Consider the following 17,626-nt stretch of genomic DNA (forward strand, 5'->3'; position numbering starts at 1 on the left):
GCTCGCGCGCGAACGCAAGCGATCCGGGGCCGCGGAAGCCGGTCGGCCGGGTCGGATCCGGCGAGGCCGCCCCGCGGCAGGCGCGATTACGATCCCGAATTGCGACGATTCCGCGGCCCCGCGAGGGGCCGCACGGCCCGCGTCATCGGCCGATCCCGAGGGGGACTTCAGGAGATCGGGGCGTCGAGCCGCGCGCGCAGTTCCGCCTGCGCCTCGGCGTCGATGGGAAACCGCCAGACCAGCGCCACCGCCGCGATCTTCAGCACCGCCGGGGCGAGCGCGTAGAGCAGGCCGAGCGTGGTCAGCGCGGCCGCCGACTGCGCCGCCGCCGGGACGGAGGCGTCGAAGCCCACCGCCGACAGGGTCAGCAGCGCCAGCCCCGCCGCGATGGCCTGCGCGGCCTTCGCCGCCACCGACCAGGCGGCGAAATAGGCGCCGGCCCGATGCTCTCCGGTCACCGCGGCGTCGGCATCTACCACGTCGGCCTGGATCGCGGGCGGCAGCGCCAGATCCGCGCCCAGCGCGAAGCCCGACAGCGCCGAGATCGCGGCGAAGGCCCAGATATCCCCCGGCCCCAGCAGCGGCGTCCACACGAACACCGCGCAGGCCCACAGCATCGCCACGCCCCAGACCTTGTGCTTGGGGAAGCGCCCGGCGAGGCGGCTCCACAACGGGGCCCCGATCACCGCGGCGAGGAAGTAGAGGATCAGCAGCGGGCCGGCGGCGTCGGGCGCCTCCAGCCGCTGCTCGACGAAGAACAGGAACATCGCGGCGGGCAGGGCGTTGGCGGCGCCGTTGACGAACCAGGCCGCGATCAGGCGCACGAAGGCCTTGTTCTCGGCCGCGGCCTTCAGCGACTCGCGCCATGCGAGGCGACGGGTGGAGCGGTCGGGCGGCTCCGGCGTGAAGGCGAGCGCCGCGCCCACCGCCAGCGGCAGGCCGATGGCCAGCGCCACGAACACCGCGGCGAGCCCGGCGCCGGCGTCGGAGCCGGTGGCGTAAAGCACCGCCGCCGCCACCATGCCCAGCAGACCCGCGCTTTCGCGCCAGGCGGTGACGCGGGCGCGCTCGGCATAGCCGCCCTCCAGCTCCGCCCCCCAGGCGAGATAGGGGGTCAGCGCCGAGGTCCAGCCCAGCATGAGCACGCCCAGCCAGATCCCGGCATGCACCGCCCCCGCCCCCTCGGGCGGGATCAGCAGGCGCCAGGCGGAGAACAGGATCAGCGGCACCGCCAGAGCCAGCCACGGCTTGCGGCGGCCGTATCGCGTGGCGAAGGCCCGCGGGGTCCGGTCCGACAGCACGCCCATCGCGGGGTCCGTCACCGCGTCGAGCAGGCGGGCGGCGAGCACCGCAAAGCCCAGCACCGCCAGATCGGCGCCGAGGCTTGCGTAATACGGGGCCACGTAGACCCAGATCGGGAAATGCAGCATGCCCAGCGGCGCCATCGGCGCCGCGTAGGCGACGAGGCGTCGCCAGGGAAGTCGGGGGTCCGGGGCGGCGCTCTGCGTCATGCTTCGCACATGGCGTTTCCGGGGCCGGGGTCAAGCGACGCGAAGCGATTGCGGCGCGATTGCGGCGGCGAGGCGACGGCCAGCGCGGGCGGGCTGCGGCGGTTCAGCGGATCGGCTCGATCCGGGGCTGGTCCCATGTCCGATGGGCGAGGTCGCCCAGCAGCGACGCGGCCAGCGTGACCAGCATGGCGGGGAACAGCGCCGGCGAGCCCGCGATGAGGATCCCGGTCGCCACCGCCTTGGCCAGCAGATGCTGGAACAGCGCGTCGGGCGTGGCGAAGGCGCCATGGGCGTAGGTGTCGAGCACCCCGCCGATGCCGCCCAGCACGCTCAGCACCAGTCCGGCCGCGAAGGCGGCGCCGAGCGCGCCCAGCACCTGCGCCCTCATCCCGCGCCCGAAGGCCCGCGCCACCAACGTCCAGCCGGCCCAGAGCCCGGCGGCGCCGGCGGCGATATGGACCCGCTGCACCGACTGGGCCGGTTCAGGTGGCAGAAGGGTGAAATGAAGATGCACCGCCGCCGCGCCGATCGCGCAGCACAGCACGGCGACCAGCAGGCGAGAGGAGGCGTAGGTCTCGCGCGCCGACGCGGCGGCGGACTTCCTGCCTCGGGGCTGGCCATGCTTCACGCGCTCACCTCCGTGCCGATCATCCGGACCCACAGCTTCTGCGGGGACGCAGGATCGCACGGAAGCGGTCGCGCGTTCAAGTCCGTTCATCTGGCGGCGCGGGGCGCGCGGCCCGTGCCGCCGATCACGCGGGCCGGCGCAGCGTCACCTGGGTGACGTCGGTGGTGCCGGCGCGGAAGCAGGCCGCGCAGCTCGCCAGATAGAAATTCCACATGCGGTGGAAACGGTCGTCGAAGCCCATCGGCGCGATGTCCTCCCACGCCCCGTTGAACCGGTCCCGCCAGCGACGCAGCGTCTCCGAATAGCTGTCGCCGAACTCGATGGAGCCGGCGAGCTCCAGCCCCGCCTGACGCGACACCTCGATCAGCCGGGTGGGCGAGGGCAGCATGCCGCCCGGGAAAATGTATTTCTGGATGAAATCCACGCCCTTGCGGTAGCCGTCGAACAGGGTGTCGGCCACCGTGATCACCTGCAGCGTGGCGCAGGCGCCGGGCTTCAGCCGGTCGCGCACGGTGTCGAAATAGACCGGCCAGAACTTCTCGCCCACCGCCTCGAACATCTCGATGGAGGCGATGCCGTCATAGACCCCGCGCTCCTCGCGATAGTCGCGGATCACGATGTCGACCCGGTCCGAGAGGCCGGCGCGCGCCATCCGCTCCTTCGCGTAGTCGTGCTGGGCCTGGGAGATGGTCAGCGCGGTCACCCGCAGTCCCCGGTCGCGGGCGGCGTATTCGGCGAAACCGCCCCAGCCGCAGCCGATCTCGAGGATATGGCCGCCCTCGGGCGCGCCCAGCGCATCGCAGATCGCCGCGTATTTGTTGAGCTGGCCGGCCTCGAGCGTCTCCTGCCGTCCGCGGAACAGGGCCGAGGAATAGGTCATGCTCTGGTCGAGCCAGCGGGAATAGAACGGATTGCCGAGGTCGTAATGCGCCGCGATGTTGCGCTTGGACCCCGCCACGGTGTTGCGGTTCATCCAGTGGCGCAGGCGTTCGATCATCCGGGCGAACGCGGCGCCGGAGAACTTGCGCGACATGTTCTCGTTGTTCAGCAGCGCCACGTCGAGCACCGCCTGCAGGTCGGGCGTGTCCCAGGCTCCGTCCATATAGGCTTCGGCGAAGCCCAGCTCGCCGTCGCGCACCAGCCGGGCGAAAAGCGTCGGGTCGCGCACCTCGATGCGCGCGTCGGGTCCGGGCGCTTCGCCGGCGGCGCGGAATTCGCGGCCGTCGGGCAAGGCGAGGGTGATGCTGCCGGAGGTCAGCCCACGGGCCGTTTCGAAGACCGATGCGAACCAGCGCGGCAGCCCTGTCTGTCCCCGAACGGTATCAAGCGGTTCCGTCATGTCGGCGGCTCCTCTGCGGTTCGGTGAAAAAGGTTAATATGGCGATAACGGCCGCGCCAGCCTCTTTGAGGCGACTCACGTGGCCGAAACCCGGTCCCGAGGACCCAATTCCACCTGATGGGGGCTTTCAGGCTTCGGCGCATGGGCCGCGTCGGCCCCGGGATAGCGCCGGAAGGGCGCGCGCTTGATCGCCAGCCGCAGGGCCTGCCAGTGAATCGCGGCCAGAACCTTGATCGACATCAGCGGCAGCGCCAGCGCCAGCCGGGCGAGCGTCGCGTCGGTCAGGGGCAGGCGGTCGCCGTTTTGGGCGGCGATCAGCACATCGCCTTCCGCCGCAGATCCCTGACGGATCCGCAGCGCCAGCCGCGCCCCCGGGGGGGCGAGGTGAAAGCGATAGGTCTGGTCCATGCCGATGAAGGGGGAGACGAACATCTCCTTGGCCTGCGTGTGGCGGCGGGGCGCGGCTTCGTCGGCGCCCGAAGCCTCCGCCGCCATCACATAGGCGCGCTGGTCGCCGAAGGTGTTCTTCACCTCGTAGATCACCGATTCCAGGCGCCCGGCGTCATCCTCGCAATAATAGACCGAGAGCGGGTTGAACACGAAGCCGAGCGCGCGCGGCATGGCCAGCAGGCGGATGCGGGCGGGGCGCTGACGTCCCGCCTCCGCCAGCCGCGCCTCCGCCCACGGCCGCAGGGGGGAGCCGTCGCGGGGCCCGTGATCCGCGTCGTGATGCGAAAAGAGCCCGCGCCGGTTGACCGCCAGCAGGCGCAGGCCCGCTTCGGTGTCCTCCAGCCGGTCGAGGTCCAGCAGCAGCGTCCACAGCCGGTAGCGGAACCGATGCGCCCGGGGCGTCAGCCGCATGTGCATGACATGGCCGAGATAGGCGCAGCCCTGGTCCGGGGGCATCGCCACGGCGCTACTCCGCCGCCGTGGCGGCGAGCGCCGGGGCGGGCGCCGGGACCGGACCGGCCAGCGGCGCGCCAAGGTCCCGCGCCCAGGCCGGCCGCGCCCCCAGCGCCGCCGCGGCGCGCAGGCCCGACCGCAGCCCGTCCTCATGGAACCCGTAGCCGAGCCAGGCCCCCGCATGCCACACCCCGCCCCGGCCCTGGATCAGGTCCATGTCGGCCTGCGCCTCGAAGCTCTCGGTCGAATAGAGCGGGTGGTCATAGGCGTATTCGCCATGCACCTGCGCCGGATCGGGCCGGCGCGAGGGGTTGAGCGACACGAAAAGCGGCAGCGCGGGGTCGAGGTTCTGCAGCCGGTTCATCCAGTAGGTGACCTGGGCGGGCCGCGACGCGTCGGCCTCGGCCCCGTCCGACAGGAAGTTCCACGACGACCACACCTTGCGCCGCTTCGGCATCAGGGACGTGTCGGAATGCAGCACCGCGAGGTTGCGCGAATAGGGGAAGGCCGACAGCAGCGCGCGTTCCTGCGCGTCGGCGTCGGTCATCAGGCCGAGCGTCACGTCGGCATGGGTGGCGAGGATCACCTGGTCGAACCGCCCCTCCGAACCGTCGTCGAAGCGGACATGCACGCCCGACGCGTCGCGCCGGATCTCCTGCGCGCCCACGCCCAGCGTCGCCCGCGGCCCCAGCGCCTGCACGGCGCGCGCGACGTATTCGCGCGACCCCCCCGCCACCGTCCGCCAGCGCTGGGCGGGGTCGAGGCCGGTCATCAGGTCATGATTGTCGAAGAAGGCCACGAAATTCGCGGCCGGAAAGTCCAGCATCCGCCGGGTCGAGGTCGACCAGATCGCGCCGCCCATCGGCAGCACGAAGCGGTCGCGGAAGGCGGTGGAATAGCCCCGCCGCTCCAGCCACTCGCCCAGGGACAGGCCCGCCAGTTCGCCGCCGGCGAGCTCCGCCGAGGCGGTGCGGTTGAATTTTCGGACGATCTCCAGCAGCATCTTCATGTGGCGCAGGTTGGCCCAGTTGCGCCGCTGCGCGAACAGGGTCCCGAGGTCGTCGCAGGCGTATTCGTAGGCCCCGCCGTTCAGCGAAAAGCCGAAGGACATGTCGGACCATTCGGTCTCCACCCCCAGATGGTCGAACAGCCCCATCAGGTTGGGGTAATTGCGCGCATTGCAGACGATGAATCCGGTGTCGACCGGGATCTCGCGCCCTTCATGGCGCACCGTCGCGGTGTTGGCGTGTCCGCCGAAACGCCCGTCCCGCTCGAACAGCGTCACGTCATGCCGTTCGCTCAGGGCGAGGGCGGCGCCGAGTCCCGAGATTCCGGCGCCGATGACCGCGATCTTCATATGTGCATGTCTCCCGTCAGGTTCGTTGATCTGGTTTTTTTTTGGGTAGTGTCAGGTCAGGCCGCGTCGCCGCGCGCGGCACGCAGGTCCGAATAGGCGGTCAGCGCCCGGTCCCGCCCGGCCTTGAGGCTGATGCGGGGCGCAGGCGCAGGGTCGTCGGGGGAAAGCCCCCAGGCGCGGGGGATGGCGTCGTGAAAGGCGCGCGCGCCGGCGCCTTTCAGCCAATGGGCGCGATAGGCGCCGTCGGGGTCGAATTTCTCGGCCTGGGTCTCGGGGTTGAACACGCGGAAATAGGGGGCGGCGTCGGGGCCGGACCCCGCCACCCACTGCCAGCCCAGCGCGTTGGAGGCCGGGTCCCAGTCGATCAATGTATCCCGGAACCAGCCCTCGCCGACCCGCCAATGGGTCATCAGGTGTTTCGTGAGGTATGAGGCGACCAGCATCCGCGCCCGGTTGTGCATGATCCCGGTGACGAAAAGCTCGCGCAGGGCGGCGTCGATCAGCGGCTCTCCGGTGCGGGCCTGGCGCCAGGCCTCGGCGTCGTCATTGTCCTCGCGCCACGGAAAATCGTCCCATTCCGCGCGCCAGTTTCCGGTTTCCAGCGCCGGCGAGTGGTGGAGGAGGTGATAGGCGAATTCGCGCCAGGCCACCTCCTTGAGAAATTTCTCCACGGCCTTGGCCTGCCCGTCCTGCCTGCGGGGGAGGGCCGCGGCCCAGATCCGGCGGGCCGAGATCTCCCCCACCGCCAGCGCGTCCGACATGCGCGAGGTCGCGTCCCGGTCCAGCCGGTCGCGGTCGGCGGCGTATTTTCCGACGCGCTCCTCGAGGAACGTCGCCAGCCGGGCATGGGCCGCGGCCTCGCCCGGCGCGGCATGGACGGCAAGCACGGGGGCGCCGCGGCGCATGTCGGCGGCCATGGCCCAGTCAGCCAGGCGGTCGCTCGCGGGCCACGTCTCGGGCGCGGGCCAGCGAGAAGGCGCGGCGATCGGCTCATGCACCACACGGTCGGCGATGGCGCGCCAGAAGGGCGAGTAGACCTTGTAATAGCCGCCGGTCTTGTTCTCGACCTCCCAGGGCTCATGCAGCAGGGCGCCGTTGAACGACCGGACGTCGAGCCCGTCGTCCTTCAGCGCCACCTTCGCCGTCTCGTCCCGCCGCCGTGCGGCGCGGTCATAAAGCCGGTTCCAGCGGATCGCCTTCGCGCCGGTTTCGGCGGCCAGCGCGCGCAGGACGCCCAGCGCCTCCCCCCGCCGCAGGATCAGCTTTGCGCCCAGCCCCTCCAGCGCGCCGGAAAGCCGTTCCAGCGACGCCTCCAGCCGCCAGCGATGGGCGGCGCCCAGCGCCTCCGTCTCCGGATCCAGGATCCAGACCGCGATCACCGGCCCGCGGAGCGCGAGGGCCGCGTCGAGCGCCGGGTTGTCATCAAGGCGCAGGTCGCGGCGCAGCCAGACCAGCGCCGGCGGCTGGTCTGAGGGCGCGGCGGGCGCGAGGGGAGCGGCGGCGTCATTCATGTCAGAGTGAGATACGGCGCCTCCCCGCTTTGGGTTCACTGCGCCGCACTGTTTCCTGCGAAACCTTTCGTGATCGTTGCCGAATTGACGACGGGGCGCGTGCCGGTCGTCAGGTCTCCTCGTCCTGCGCGCCGCCCAGGGCGATCCGCTTCACCTCCCGCCGCATGATCTTGCCGGTGGCGGTCATCGGCAGGGATTGCGCGAAATGCACGGCGCGCGGCGCGACATGGGGGCTGATCCGGGTGCGGACGCGGGCGGTCAGCTCGGCCGCGAGGTCCTCGGGCAGGGCCGCGCCGGGGCGCAGGACCACATAGGCGGTCACCGCCTCGGTCCGCACCGGGTCGGGCAGGCCGATGACGGCGGCCATGGCGACGGCGGGGTGGCCGGTGAGGCAATCCTCGATCTCGGTCGGCCCGATGCGGTAACCGGACGAGGTGATCACGTCGTCGCTGCGCGAGCTGAAGAAGAAATGCCCGTCCGGCTCCCGCCGCCCCTCGTCCCCGGTCCGCATCCAGCGTCGCCCGTCGGGGCCGGTCACGAATTTCTCGGCGGTCTTCTCGGGCAGGTTCCAATAACCCAGAAACATCCCCGGATCGGGGGCGAGCACCGCGATCTCGCCGACCTCGCCATCCGCGAGCTCGACGCCTTCCGAGTCGATCACGCCCACCACATGCCCCGGCACGGCCCGGCCGGTGGAGCCGGGGCGCGGCGGGAAGAGGGCCGCGCAGTTGCCCAGCACCAGGTTGCACTCGGTCTGGCCGTAGAATTCGTTGATGGTCAGCCCGAACGCCGCCTCCCCCCATTCCAGCAGGGAGGCGCCCAGCGCCTCGCCCCCCGACCCGATGGAGCGCAGGTCGTAGTCGTATTTCGCCCGCGGATTCTCCACCTGGCGCAGCAGCTTCAGCGCGGTCGGCGGGAAGAAGGCGTTGCGGATGCGGTGGCGGGCGACGAGGGCGAAGGCCTCCTCCGGGTCGAATTTCGACATGCGATGCGCGAGCAGCGGCACGCCGTGGAACAGCGCGGGGAGCATGACGTTGCAGAGCCCTCCCATCCACGCCCAGTCGGCGGGCGTCCAGAAGGCGTCGCCGGGCTGGGGGGCGAAGTCGTGATGGGTCTCGAACCCCGGCAGATGGCCCAGCACCACCCGATGCCCGTGCAGCGCCCCCTTGGGCGGGCCGGTGGTGCCGGACGTGTAGGACAGGAACGCGGGGTCGTCGGGCCCCGTCCGCACGGTTGCAAAATCGTCCCGGCCCTTGGCCAGCTCCTGCCAGAACCCCCACGCCCCGTCGCCGGGCCGGTCCACGGTCCACATGATGCGCAGCGCCGGCAGGTCGTCGCGGATCGCCAGCACCTTGGGCAGGTTGGCGGCGTCGGTCACGATATGACTGGCGCCGCTGTCGGCGAGCCGCATCCGCAGCCCGTCCTCGCCGAAGAGGGTGAAGAGCGGGACCACCACCGCCCCGATCCGGTAGCAGGCGAGGTGGGTGAGCAGCGCCTCCTGCGTCTGCGGAAGAAGCAGCCCGCAGCGATCCCCCCGGCCCAGCCCGCGCGCGGTCAGCGCGTTGGCGAGCCGGGCCGAGGCGCGGTCGAGCTCGGCGAAGGTCCATTCGCGCACTTCGCCGTCATGGCGCAGCAGGCGCAGCGCCGGGCGGTCGGGGGCGATCCGGGCCCAGCGGCCGCAGACCGCCTCGTAGATGTTGAACGCCGCCGCCGGATCCACCGCCTGGCGCGGCCAGCGGAAGCCGGCGCGCAGGGCGTCCCAGTCGCCCCCCCGCCGCGCCACCAGAGGCGTGCCGGGGGGCGGAAGATCGGGAGCGGCGGCGCTCATCCCCGACGCCTCAGGCCGCGACGGCGGGGTTGGAGGCGCCGAATTCCGGCAGCGCGTCGCAGCGATCGGCGAGCGCGTTCAGCTTCGCATAGCCCGGCTCCAGCAGATGCGGGTTGGTCGCCCGGATGAAATCCCGGGCGATGGCGAAGCACACGTCGGCCCCGTCGGGGCGATCGCCGCCATGGAAGCCGGTCTCGGGCGCGCGGGCCTCCAGCACGTCGAGCCCGCCGGCGATCTGGCCTTCGAGCCGGGACCGCCACTCGGCCCACTGGAATTCCTCGGGGCGGCGGTTCTTCTCGTAGACCAGCGCCACCCCCTTCTCGACCGTCGAATGGGCGTAGGCCATCGCCTGCATCACCTCGCGCCTGGCCTTGCCGGAGGCGGGGATCAGGCGGGCGTCGGGGGCGGCCTGCTCCTCCATCCAGTCGATGATGGCGGCGGTCTCGATCATCGGCTCGCCATCCTCTGGCACCAGGATCGGCACGCGGCCCATGGGGCTGACGGACTTGAGCGTCTCGAAATCCGGGCCGTTGACCATCAGCGGGCGGCGTTCGAGCGCGATGCCCTGCAACGCGGCCCAGATGGCGACGCGCCGCGTGAAGGGGCTGAGATCGCGTCCGTAGAGAATCGTGGCCATGCGGGCCTCCCTGATTGTTATGCGCGAGGTTTGCAGCCCCGGGGGCTGACGCGCAAGCGACGGGCGTTCGGGGGCGCAGTCGGGGGCGTCACGGCCGGGGCGCGGTCCCCGCCTCCCAGTCCAGCGCATGCTCGAGCCGGTCGTTGCCCCAGAACAGCTCCCCGTCCGAGGTCACGAAGGTCGGCGCCCCGTAGATGCGCAGCCCCATCGCCTTTTCGGTCTGGTCGCGCAGGGCGGTCTTGATCGCGTCGTCGCGGGCGGCGTCGAAGGTCGCCTCGGGGTCGAGCCCGAGGCCTGCGAGGATCGGGGTCAGCGTCTCGAGAAGCGAGATGTCATGCCCGGCGGCGAATTCGGCCAGATAGACGCCGCGGGCGAAGTCGGGGAGCTGGGCCGGGGCCAGCGCCAGCGCCACCCGGGCGGCGAGCAGCGAGTTCTGCGGGAACGGCACGGGCGCCACCACCGGCGGCAGGGCCTGCAGGGCGGCGAGCCGCTGCATGTCGCGCAGCATGTTGGCGCCCTTGTTGGGGTAGATGGCGAAGGGCGAGGTCTTCCAGCCTTGGGCCACGAAGATCGGGCCGAGCAGGAAGGGCCGCCAGGTCACGTTCACGCCCCGCGCCTCGGCCTGCGCCTCGACCCGCTGGGCGGCGAGGTGGGAGTAGGTGGAGGCGAAGTCGAACCAGAATTCGACCGTCGCAGGAGGTTCGGAGGCGGCGGGCGCGGGCGACGCCGCAACCGCAGGAGAAATATGGGGGTCGGACATCGGGGCCTCCGCGCCGCCCGCCCGCGACGGGCGTCATCGCGGCCCCTTCCGCGCGGCGCCGCGCCCCCGCGCCGCGGCGTGAAGCGTCGGGGGCGAAGGCATCTGATGCGGCCCCGCCTCGCGGGTCAAGCGCGAGGTCGGGGGCGGGGTCGGGCGCGTCGGCGCGAAGCGCAGCAGGGGCGCCGCGCTCAGCCGGCCGCCATGCCGCCGCGGGTCCGGGCGGCCATGGGATGCGCCATGGGGTTGGCCAGTCGCTCGGCCAGCGCGGGGGCGGCGGCGGCCATGACGGGCGCGGGGGCCGCGCCCCGCGCGGGTTCTTGCATCGCGACCGGTTCGGCGAAATTGCGCCCGCCGAGGCTGCGCAGCCGCGCCAGCGCGTCGCGCATCCCGTCGGCGATCCACAGTCCCGCCCCACGGGCCGGCCGCGGCGGCGGCGTCGCCTCCTCTTCACGGTCCAGCGCCCGCAGGCGGCTGGCCTGGAGTCCGTTTCGCGACCGCGTCTGACGGGCGGCGACGCGGCGGGCGCGGCTGCGGGCCAGCGTCGCGGCGCGCGCCTCGTCGTCCTGCAGGATCGAGGCGAGCATCACCATCGTGGCGATGCCCAGCGCGAACACCAGATGCCCGACGGTCATGTAGGGGGTGATCAGCGGGATCACGTACCAGGCGCGCCGCGCGGGGCGCGAGGCCTCGGACGCCACCCTGAGCCCGAGCGTCGCCCGCGTCGGGCTCAGCGCCAGCGAGCAGGGCCGCACCATGCGGAAGCCGCCGGTCAGCATCATCGCCCAGGCGGCGAAATAGGCCAGGCTCAGCCCATAGACCGCGAGATCGGAATCGAACGCCCACACCACATGCGGGATCGGCCGCCACAGCGCGACCAGCGCCGCCAGCGCCGCGACGGTGGCGATCAGGTAGGTCGGACGCTCCGCCTCCGCCGGCAGCGGCCGGGCCCAGCCGCGATACCGGCGCATGCCCCAGTGCTGGAGCGCGAACAGGGCCATAAGCGCAATGTCGAGCGCCATGGCCGGCGCCACCGGGACCGGCGGCCGCGCCGCGCCGTTGTCGATCGTCCAGGGCACGCCGACATCGCCGATGAACCCGATCAGATAGACCATCGCGGCCAGCGCCAGCGCATGGGCGACGATCGAGTAGAGGCGAATGGACAGCTTCGCGATCATGGTTTCCGCTCTTTGCCGGACATTTGCAGGGACGGCCGGAACGCAACGCGAATCCCGGCGCTGACGCCACTCTGATTGAAATTGTGGCCGATTCGCCGTGACTGGGGCGTGACGGAGGGGAAGTCGACCCTTTCCGCCGCGACCGTCGGGATCCAGGCCGTCTCCGCGACGGGCGCGCCCGTCGATCCGGCCATGATGCACGCGATGGCGAGATCGACGCAATACGGCGACGTGGTGACCGCGAGGCGCCCTTTCGCCGTCGGGTCGGGTCGAGCTAAGAAGACGTCTCCCATCGCAGAGGTTCTCCCATGTCCAAGCCCGGTTCCGCATCCGTCACCGCCAATATGCGCCACGGAGGCCGGATTCTCGCCGATCAGCTGCGCATCCTAGGCGCTGAGATAGTGTTCTGCGTGCCGGGGGAAAGCTTTCTCGGCCTGCTCGACGGCCTTCACGATCATAAAGACGCCATACGCACGATCGCTTGTCGCCACGAAGGCGGCGCCGTGAATATGGCGGAGGCCTACGGAAAACTGACCGGAAAACCGGGGCTTGCCGCCGTGACCCGCGGCCCGGGCGCCACCAACGGCTCCAACGGTCTGCACAATGCGATGCAGGATTCGACCCCGATGATTCTTTTTATCGGCCAGGTCAGCCGCAACCATTTCGACCGCGAGGCGTTCCAGGAGATCGATTATCGCCGCATGTTCGGCGAGGTTTCCAAGTGGGTGGCGCAGATCGAGGACGCGGCCCGCATCCCCGAATACATTTCGCGCGCCTGGGCCGTGGCGCAGGAGGGGCGACCGGGCCCCGTGGTGCTGGTGCTGCCGGAGGAGACGCTGTCGGACCGCGCCGATGTGCCGGACATCCGGGTCCCCGCGCTCGCCTCCGCCGCGCCGACGCCCGCCGCGATGACCCGGCTGGGCGAGATGATCGCCGCGGCCGAAAACCCGGTGATGCTGATCGGCGGCGGGGCGTGGTCGCCCGAGACCGCCGCCGCGGCCGCCGCCTTCGCCGAGGCGCAGGGCCTGCCGGTGGTCACCTCGTTCCGTCGCCAGGACTACATGGACAATCGCCATCCCCAGTTCTGCGGCACGCTCGGCATCGGCGCGAACCCGGCGCTGGTGAAATACGTGCGCGAGGACTGCGACCTGCTGATCAATGTCGGCTCGCGCCTGGGGGAGATCGCCTCGCAGGGCTATGAGCTGCTGGGCGTGCCCAATGTGCGGATGCCGCTGGTCACCGTGCATCCGGGGCCGGAGGAGCATAACGTCGTCTACGCCTCCGACCTCGCCATCGCCTGCCGGGCTTTGCCGTTCTTCGAAGCCGCCGCCGTCCTGCCCAAGCGCCCCGGCCCGGTCCCCGGCGTCGCCACCCTGCGCAAGGCGTATGAGGGCTTCTCCGCCCCCGTTCCCGGCATCGGCGCGATGGACATGGGCGAAGTGATCGCCGAGCTGAACCGGACGCTGCCCGACGACGCCATCGTGTCGAACGGCGCCGGCAACTACGCGATCTGGCTGCACCGCTTCCGCGAGCATCGCGGCTACCGCACCCAGCTGGCCCCCACCTCCGGCTCGATGGGCTACGGCGTCCCGGCGGGCGTGGCGGCGGCGCTGACCCATCCCGACCGGGTCTCGGTGGTGATGGGCGGCGACGGCTGCTTCATGATGACGGCGCAGGAGATGGCGACGGCGGTGCAATACGGCGCCAAGGTCATCGCCATCGTGGTCAACAACGGCATGTTCGGCACCATCCGCATGCACCAGGAACGCCACCACCCCGGCCGGACCATCGCGACCGAGCTCTTCAACCCCGATTTCGTCAAGCTGGGCGAGGCCTATGGCGCCGGCGCCGAGCGGGTGTCGAAGACCGAGGATTTCGCCCCCGCGCTCGCCCGCGCGCTCGCCGCGCCGGGCTGCTACCTGATCGAGATCGTGGTGGATCCCGAGGCGCTGACCCCGGTCAAATCGCTCTCCGCGATCCGGGCCGAGGGCGAGGCCGCGCTGGCGGGCTGATCCGCCTCGAGCCCCCCCCTCCCGGTCCGCCGGGGCGGGGAAAGGGGGCTATTCGGCCGCGAGCGTCTCGGGCGTCGGGTCGCCCGCGGCGGCGGCGTTGCGTTCGCGCCGCGCCGCCTGCCAGGCGCGGATGAAGCGGAAGTCCATGAAACCCATGAACAGCGCCGCGCCGAGGAACATCATCACCAGATAGGCGATGCGCGAGCCGGAGAAATCCACCGTGCTCGGGATCGCGAACAGCGCCAGGCCGCTGACCATCTGCGACGGCGCGATCAGCAGCAGGTTGATCAGGTTGTTGCCGAAATGGATGCCCGCCGCCGCCCCGAGATTGGCGGTGCGCGAGGTCACCGCCGCCATCACCAGCCCGAAGACGAAGTGATACCACGACATCGAGAACAGCCCGCCTTCGGACGGATGCGCCAGCCCGAACAGGATCGAGGGCAGCACCGACCAGCCCAGCACCGACATCGAGCGCGCAGCGAATTGCTGGAGCATGTAGCCGCGGAACATCAACTCCTCCGCCACGCATTGCACGAAGACCATCGGCACGCCGATCGCGGCCAGGACCAGCCAGGAACGGAGGTTCGGGAAGATCAGGATCTCGTCGGCATGGTTCCAGAGCAGCGGCCCCCAGGCCGCGGCGCCGACCAGCAGCGACACGGACATGCCCAGCCGGAAATGGCGCCACTTCATCTTGCCGTCCGGGCCGAAGAGGGTGTTGGCCTTGCGACGATGGACGAGCGGCAGCACGATCCACAGCGCCGGCCAGACCGCGAGGAAAGAGCCCAGCGTCATCAGCACGCCCAGCGGCGAATGCAGGTCGGTGGAGCCCGGCAGCAGGTCGTCGCCGCTGCGCCCGACCAGCGCCTCCGCGGTGCCGAGGCGCGCGATGCGCACGAAGACCAGCACGAAGGCCACCACCAGCAGTCCGCCGATCAGGGTCCGCGCCACGGTCGCGCCCTTGCGGGCGGGCTCGGCGAAGGCGATCAGCGGGTGCTTGAACTCGGTCATCGGCTCCTGCCGGCCAGAGATTTTCAGCGCGACACTACGGGGGCGGCCCCGCAACGTCCACTGCAATTGTTCATTATTTGTTCATAAAACACGACGTGCGCGCCTGAAGCGTCATTAAGATCCCGGACGCGGAGACAATTCAACGTGATCCGTCGCGAGGACGCGCCGCCGCGCCCGGAAACCGCACGCCGGATGACGCAGGGCGCGCCGGGGGGCGCCGGGCGATTCTCCCGCCCCGCCCGCGCCCCGTCCCCATCTGCCGCAGCGGCGCGCCGGGGGCGTGGCCGCGACGCCTTCTCGCCCTTGTCCTGACCGGCCGGCGACGCGTATCGTCCGCCCAGCATGCGCGACGGGGCCGCCGTCCGCCGGGAGGATGCCGCCGCAGACACGGACCGCCCCGTTCAGACCGCCTCAGTCGGATCGATTTCATGGACGCCAAGACCAGCCTGAAGAACCGCCTGCCGAGCCGCCATGTCACGGAAGGCCCGCAGCGCGCCCCTCACCGCTCCTATTACTACGCCATGGGTCTGACCGACGAGGAGATCCACCGTCCCTTCGTCGGCGTCGCCACCTGCTGGAACGAGGCCGCGCCCTGCAACATCGCGCTCAACCGCCAGGCGCAGGCGGCGAAGCTCGGCGTGAAGGCCGCGGGCGGCACCCCGCGCGAGTTCACCACCATCACCGTCACCGACGGCATCGCCATGGGGCATGAGGGGATGCGCTCCTCGCTCGCCTCGCGCGAGGCCATCGCCGACACGGTCGAGCTGACCATGCGCGGCCACGGCTACGACGCCATCGTCGGGCTCGCCGGCTGCGACAAGTCCCTGCCGGGGATGATGATGGCCATGGTCCGGCTGAACGTGCCGGCGGTGTTCATCTATGGCGGCTCGATCCTGCCGGGCCGCTACCAGGGCCGCGACTGGACCGTGCAGGACGTGTTCGAGGCGGTGGGCCAGCACCAGGCCGGCAACCTGTCGGACGCCGAGCTGGAGGCGATCGAGCGCATCGCCTGCCCCTCCGCCGGGGCCTGCGGCGGCCAGTTCACCGCCAACACCATGGCCTGCGTGTCCGAGGCCATCGGCCTCGCGCTGCCTTTGTCCTCCGGCGCGCCTGCGCCCTACGAATCCCGCGACCAGTTCTGCGAGGCCTCCGGCCAGGCGGTGATGCGGCTCATCGAGTCCAACATCCGCCCGCGGGACATCGTGACCCTCGAAAGCCTGCAGAACGCCGCCCGCATCATCGCCTGCACGGGGGGCAGCACCAACGGCGGCCTGCACCTGCCCGCCCTCGCCCATGAGGCGGGGATCGAATTCACGCTCGACGACGTCTGCGCCATCTTCCGCTCCACCCCCTATTTCGTGGACCTGGTGCCGGGCGGCAAATACGTGGCCAAGGACCTTTACGAGGCCGGCGGCGTGCCGGTGGTGATGAAGGAGCTCGCCAAGGGCGGCTTCCTGCATCTCGACTGCATGACCGTCACCGGCAAGACCATCGGCGAGAACCTCGAGGAGGTCGTCGGCGCCCCCGACGGCAAGGTGATCTATCCCATCGAGACCCCGCTCTCCGCCACCGGCGGCGTGGTCGGCCTGATGGGCAACCTCGCCCCCGACGGGGCCATCGTGAAGGTCGCGGGCATCGCGCCCGAAAACCAGGTGTTCACCGGCCCCGCCCGCGTCTTCGAGAACGAGGAGGAGGCCTTCGAGGCGGTCCAGAAGCGCAGCTACAGGGAAGGCGAGGTCCTGGTGATCCGCAACGAGGGCCCCGCCGGCGGCCCCGGCATGCGCGAGATGCTGTCGACCACCGCCGCCCTTTCGGGCCAGGGCATGGGCAAGAAGGTGGCGCTGATCACCGACGGCCGCTTCTCGGGCGCGACGCGCGGTTTTTGCGTGGGCCATGTGGGCCCTGAGGCGGCGCATGGCGGGCCCATCGCGTTGCTGAAGGACGGCGACATGATCACCATCGACGCCATCAAGGGCGAGCTCTCCGTGGCGCTGACCGACGACGAGCTGGCGGCGCGGAAGGCCGACTGGCCCGGGCCGAAGCCGACCAACTACGCCTCCGGCGCGCTGTGGAAATACGCGCAGCTGGTGGGCTCGGCGCGCTATGGGGCGGTGACCCATCCCGGCGCCGCGCATGAGACCCATGTTTACGCCGATCTCTGACCTGGACGGAGGCGTGATCTTTCCCGAAACGATCCCCCGCCCCGCCAGGTTCCTGCCCAGGGTCCTGCGGCGCGCGGCCCTGACCCTGGTCGGGCTCGGCTGCCTGACGACGCTGCAGGGCTGCCTGCCGCCGCCGGCCGCGGTGTCCGGCGCCACCCCGCTCGGTCCCTCGGTCACCGCCGGGGGCCGGATGGTGCGCCTGACCCCGCCGCAGGGCTTCTGCGTCGACCCCGACAGCATCAAGCCAGGCGGCGCCGCGGCCTTCGCGCTGATCGAGGATTGCGCCCTCGCCGCCTCCCTGCGCGCGCCCCCTGGCGGGGCGGCCCCGCGCGAGGCGCTGGTCGACGGGCTGGTGACGCTGTCCATCGGCGACACGCGGCTCTTCGCCAAGGGCCTGAACGACGAGGGCTTCAACGAGCTGGAGCGCTACCTGCGCTCCGACCGCGGCCGGACCACCGCGGGCATGGGCGGCGACCCCGAGACGATACGCATCCTGCAGACGCGGCGCGCCGGCGACACGCTTTACGTGCTGGTCGAGGACAAGGGCGAACAGGTGGTGCCGGTGCTGGGCGTGCGCTTCTGGCGGGCTTTCACCGAGGTGAACGAGCGGGCGGTGATCGCCTCGCTGGGCGTTTTCGACACCGATTCGATGCGCGACGGGCTGAAGCTCGCCTATCTGGCGCGGGTGGTCACCGCGCTGAAGCAGGGCAATGGCGCGATCCCTGAGGCGGATGAACTGCAGGTGGCCGCCGCCGCGCCGCTGGCCGCGCCGCTGGCCGCGCCCCGGCCCGG

15 protein-coding genes are annotated in these 17,626 nt (G+C 71.3%); 3 read left to right on the forward strand and 12 right to left on the reverse strand.

Annotated elements, in window-relative coordinates; genetic code table 11:
• Positions 1-167: 167 nt before the first annotated feature.
• The 11 genes from ACTB72_RS06195 to ACTB72_RS06245 all read right to left on the reverse strand — a co-directional run bounded on the left by ACTB72_RS06195 (position 168) and on the right by ACTB72_RS06245 (position 11,942).
• On the reverse strand, positions 168-1,511 hold the full coding sequence (locus ACTB72_RS06195; RefSeq protein ID WP_463036116.1) for an MFS transporter: 1,344 nt from the start codon (positions 1,509-1,511) through the stop codon (positions 168-170).
• Between the two features lie 103 nt (positions 1,512-1,614).
• On the reverse strand, positions 1,615-2,139 hold the full coding sequence (locus tag ACTB72_RS06200; RefSeq protein WP_463036117.1) for a hypothetical protein: 525 nt from the start codon (positions 2,137-2,139) through the stop codon (positions 1,615-1,617).
• Positions 2,140-2,263: 124 nt separating this feature from the next.
• A complete protein-coding gene (locus tag ACTB72_RS06205) occupies positions 2,264-3,478 on the reverse strand; it encodes a class I SAM-dependent methyltransferase (protein ID WP_463036118.1) in 1,215 nt (404 codons plus the stop codon).
• A gap of 75 nt (positions 3,479-3,553) precedes the next feature.
• The gene (locus tag ACTB72_RS06210) at positions 3,554-4,384 is read right to left on the reverse strand and encodes a DUF1365 domain-containing protein (protein ID WP_463036133.1); all 831 of its coding nucleotides are present in this window, start codon (positions 4,382-4,384) and stop codon (positions 3,554-3,556) included.
• Between the two features lie 10 nt (positions 4,385-4,394).
• The gene (locus ACTB72_RS06215; RefSeq protein ID WP_463036119.1) at positions 4,395-5,738 is read right to left on the reverse strand and encodes an NAD(P)/FAD-dependent oxidoreductase; all 1,344 of its coding nucleotides are present in this window, start codon (positions 5,736-5,738) and stop codon (positions 4,395-4,397) included.
• A gap of 56 nt (positions 5,739-5,794) precedes the next feature.
• Positions 5,795-7,249 carry a cryptochrome/photolyase family protein gene (locus tag ACTB72_RS06220; RefSeq protein ID WP_463036120.1) on the reverse strand — a complete coding sequence of 485 codons (1,455 nt, stop codon included), beginning with the start codon at positions 7,247-7,249 and terminating at the stop codon, positions 5,795-5,797.
• Positions 7,250-7,358: 109 nt separating this feature from the next.
• Positions 7,359-9,077: an AMP-binding protein gene (locus ACTB72_RS06225; protein WP_463036121.1), complete on the reverse strand. Its 1,719-nt coding sequence runs from the start codon at positions 9,075-9,077 to the stop codon at positions 7,359-7,361.
• Positions 9,078-9,087: 10 nt separating this feature from the next.
• The gene (locus tag ACTB72_RS06230; protein WP_463036122.1) at positions 9,088-9,714 is read right to left on the reverse strand and encodes a glutathione S-transferase family protein; all 627 of its coding nucleotides are present in this window, start codon (positions 9,712-9,714) and stop codon (positions 9,088-9,090) included.
• Between the two features lie 88 nt (positions 9,715-9,802).
• A complete protein-coding gene (locus tag ACTB72_RS06235) occupies positions 9,803-10,474 on the reverse strand; it encodes a DsbA family protein (protein WP_463036123.1) in 672 nt (223 codons plus the stop codon).
• 188 nt (positions 10,475-10,662) lie between these two features.
• Positions 10,663-11,649, reverse strand: coding sequence for a hypothetical protein (locus ACTB72_RS06240; RefSeq protein WP_463036124.1), 987 nt, complete (start codon positions 11,647-11,649; stop codon positions 10,663-10,665).
• Positions 11,646-11,942, reverse strand: a complete 297-nt coding sequence (locus tag ACTB72_RS06245) for a hypothetical protein (RefSeq protein WP_463036125.1) — start codon at positions 11,940-11,942, stop codon at positions 11,646-11,648. The genes ACTB72_RS06240 and ACTB72_RS06245 overlap by 4 nt, the downstream gene beginning before the upstream one ends.
• Positions 11,943-11,957: 15 nt before the next feature.
• Here ACTB72_RS06245 and ACTB72_RS06250 point away from each other — a divergent pair, with 15 nt between their 5' ends.
• Positions 11,958-13,661 (forward strand): thiamine pyrophosphate-binding protein, encoded by a 1,704-nt coding sequence (locus tag ACTB72_RS06250; protein WP_463036126.1) that lies wholly within the window; start codon positions 11,958-11,960, stop codon positions 13,659-13,661.
• Between the two features lie 48 nt (positions 13,662-13,709).
• Here ACTB72_RS06250 and ACTB72_RS06255 read toward each other — a convergent pair whose 3' ends face one another.
• Positions 13,710-14,672: a lysostaphin resistance A-like protein gene (locus ACTB72_RS06255; RefSeq protein WP_463036127.1), complete on the reverse strand. Its 963-nt coding sequence runs from the start codon at positions 14,670-14,672 to the stop codon at positions 13,710-13,712.
• A gap of 428 nt (positions 14,673-15,100) precedes the next feature.
• Here ACTB72_RS06255 and ilvD point away from each other — a divergent pair, with 428 nt between their 5' ends.
• Positions 15,101-16,834, forward strand: a complete 1,734-nt coding sequence (gene ilvD / locus ACTB72_RS06260; protein ID WP_463036128.1) for a dihydroxy-acid dehydratase — start codon at positions 15,101-15,103, stop codon at positions 16,832-16,834.
• A gap of 13 nt (positions 16,835-16,847) precedes the next feature.
• On the forward strand, positions 16,848-17,626 hold a 779-nt coding region (locus ACTB72_RS06265; protein ID WP_463036129.1), incomplete at its 3' end, for a hypothetical protein.

This window comes from Albimonas sp., from assembly GCF_055129145.1.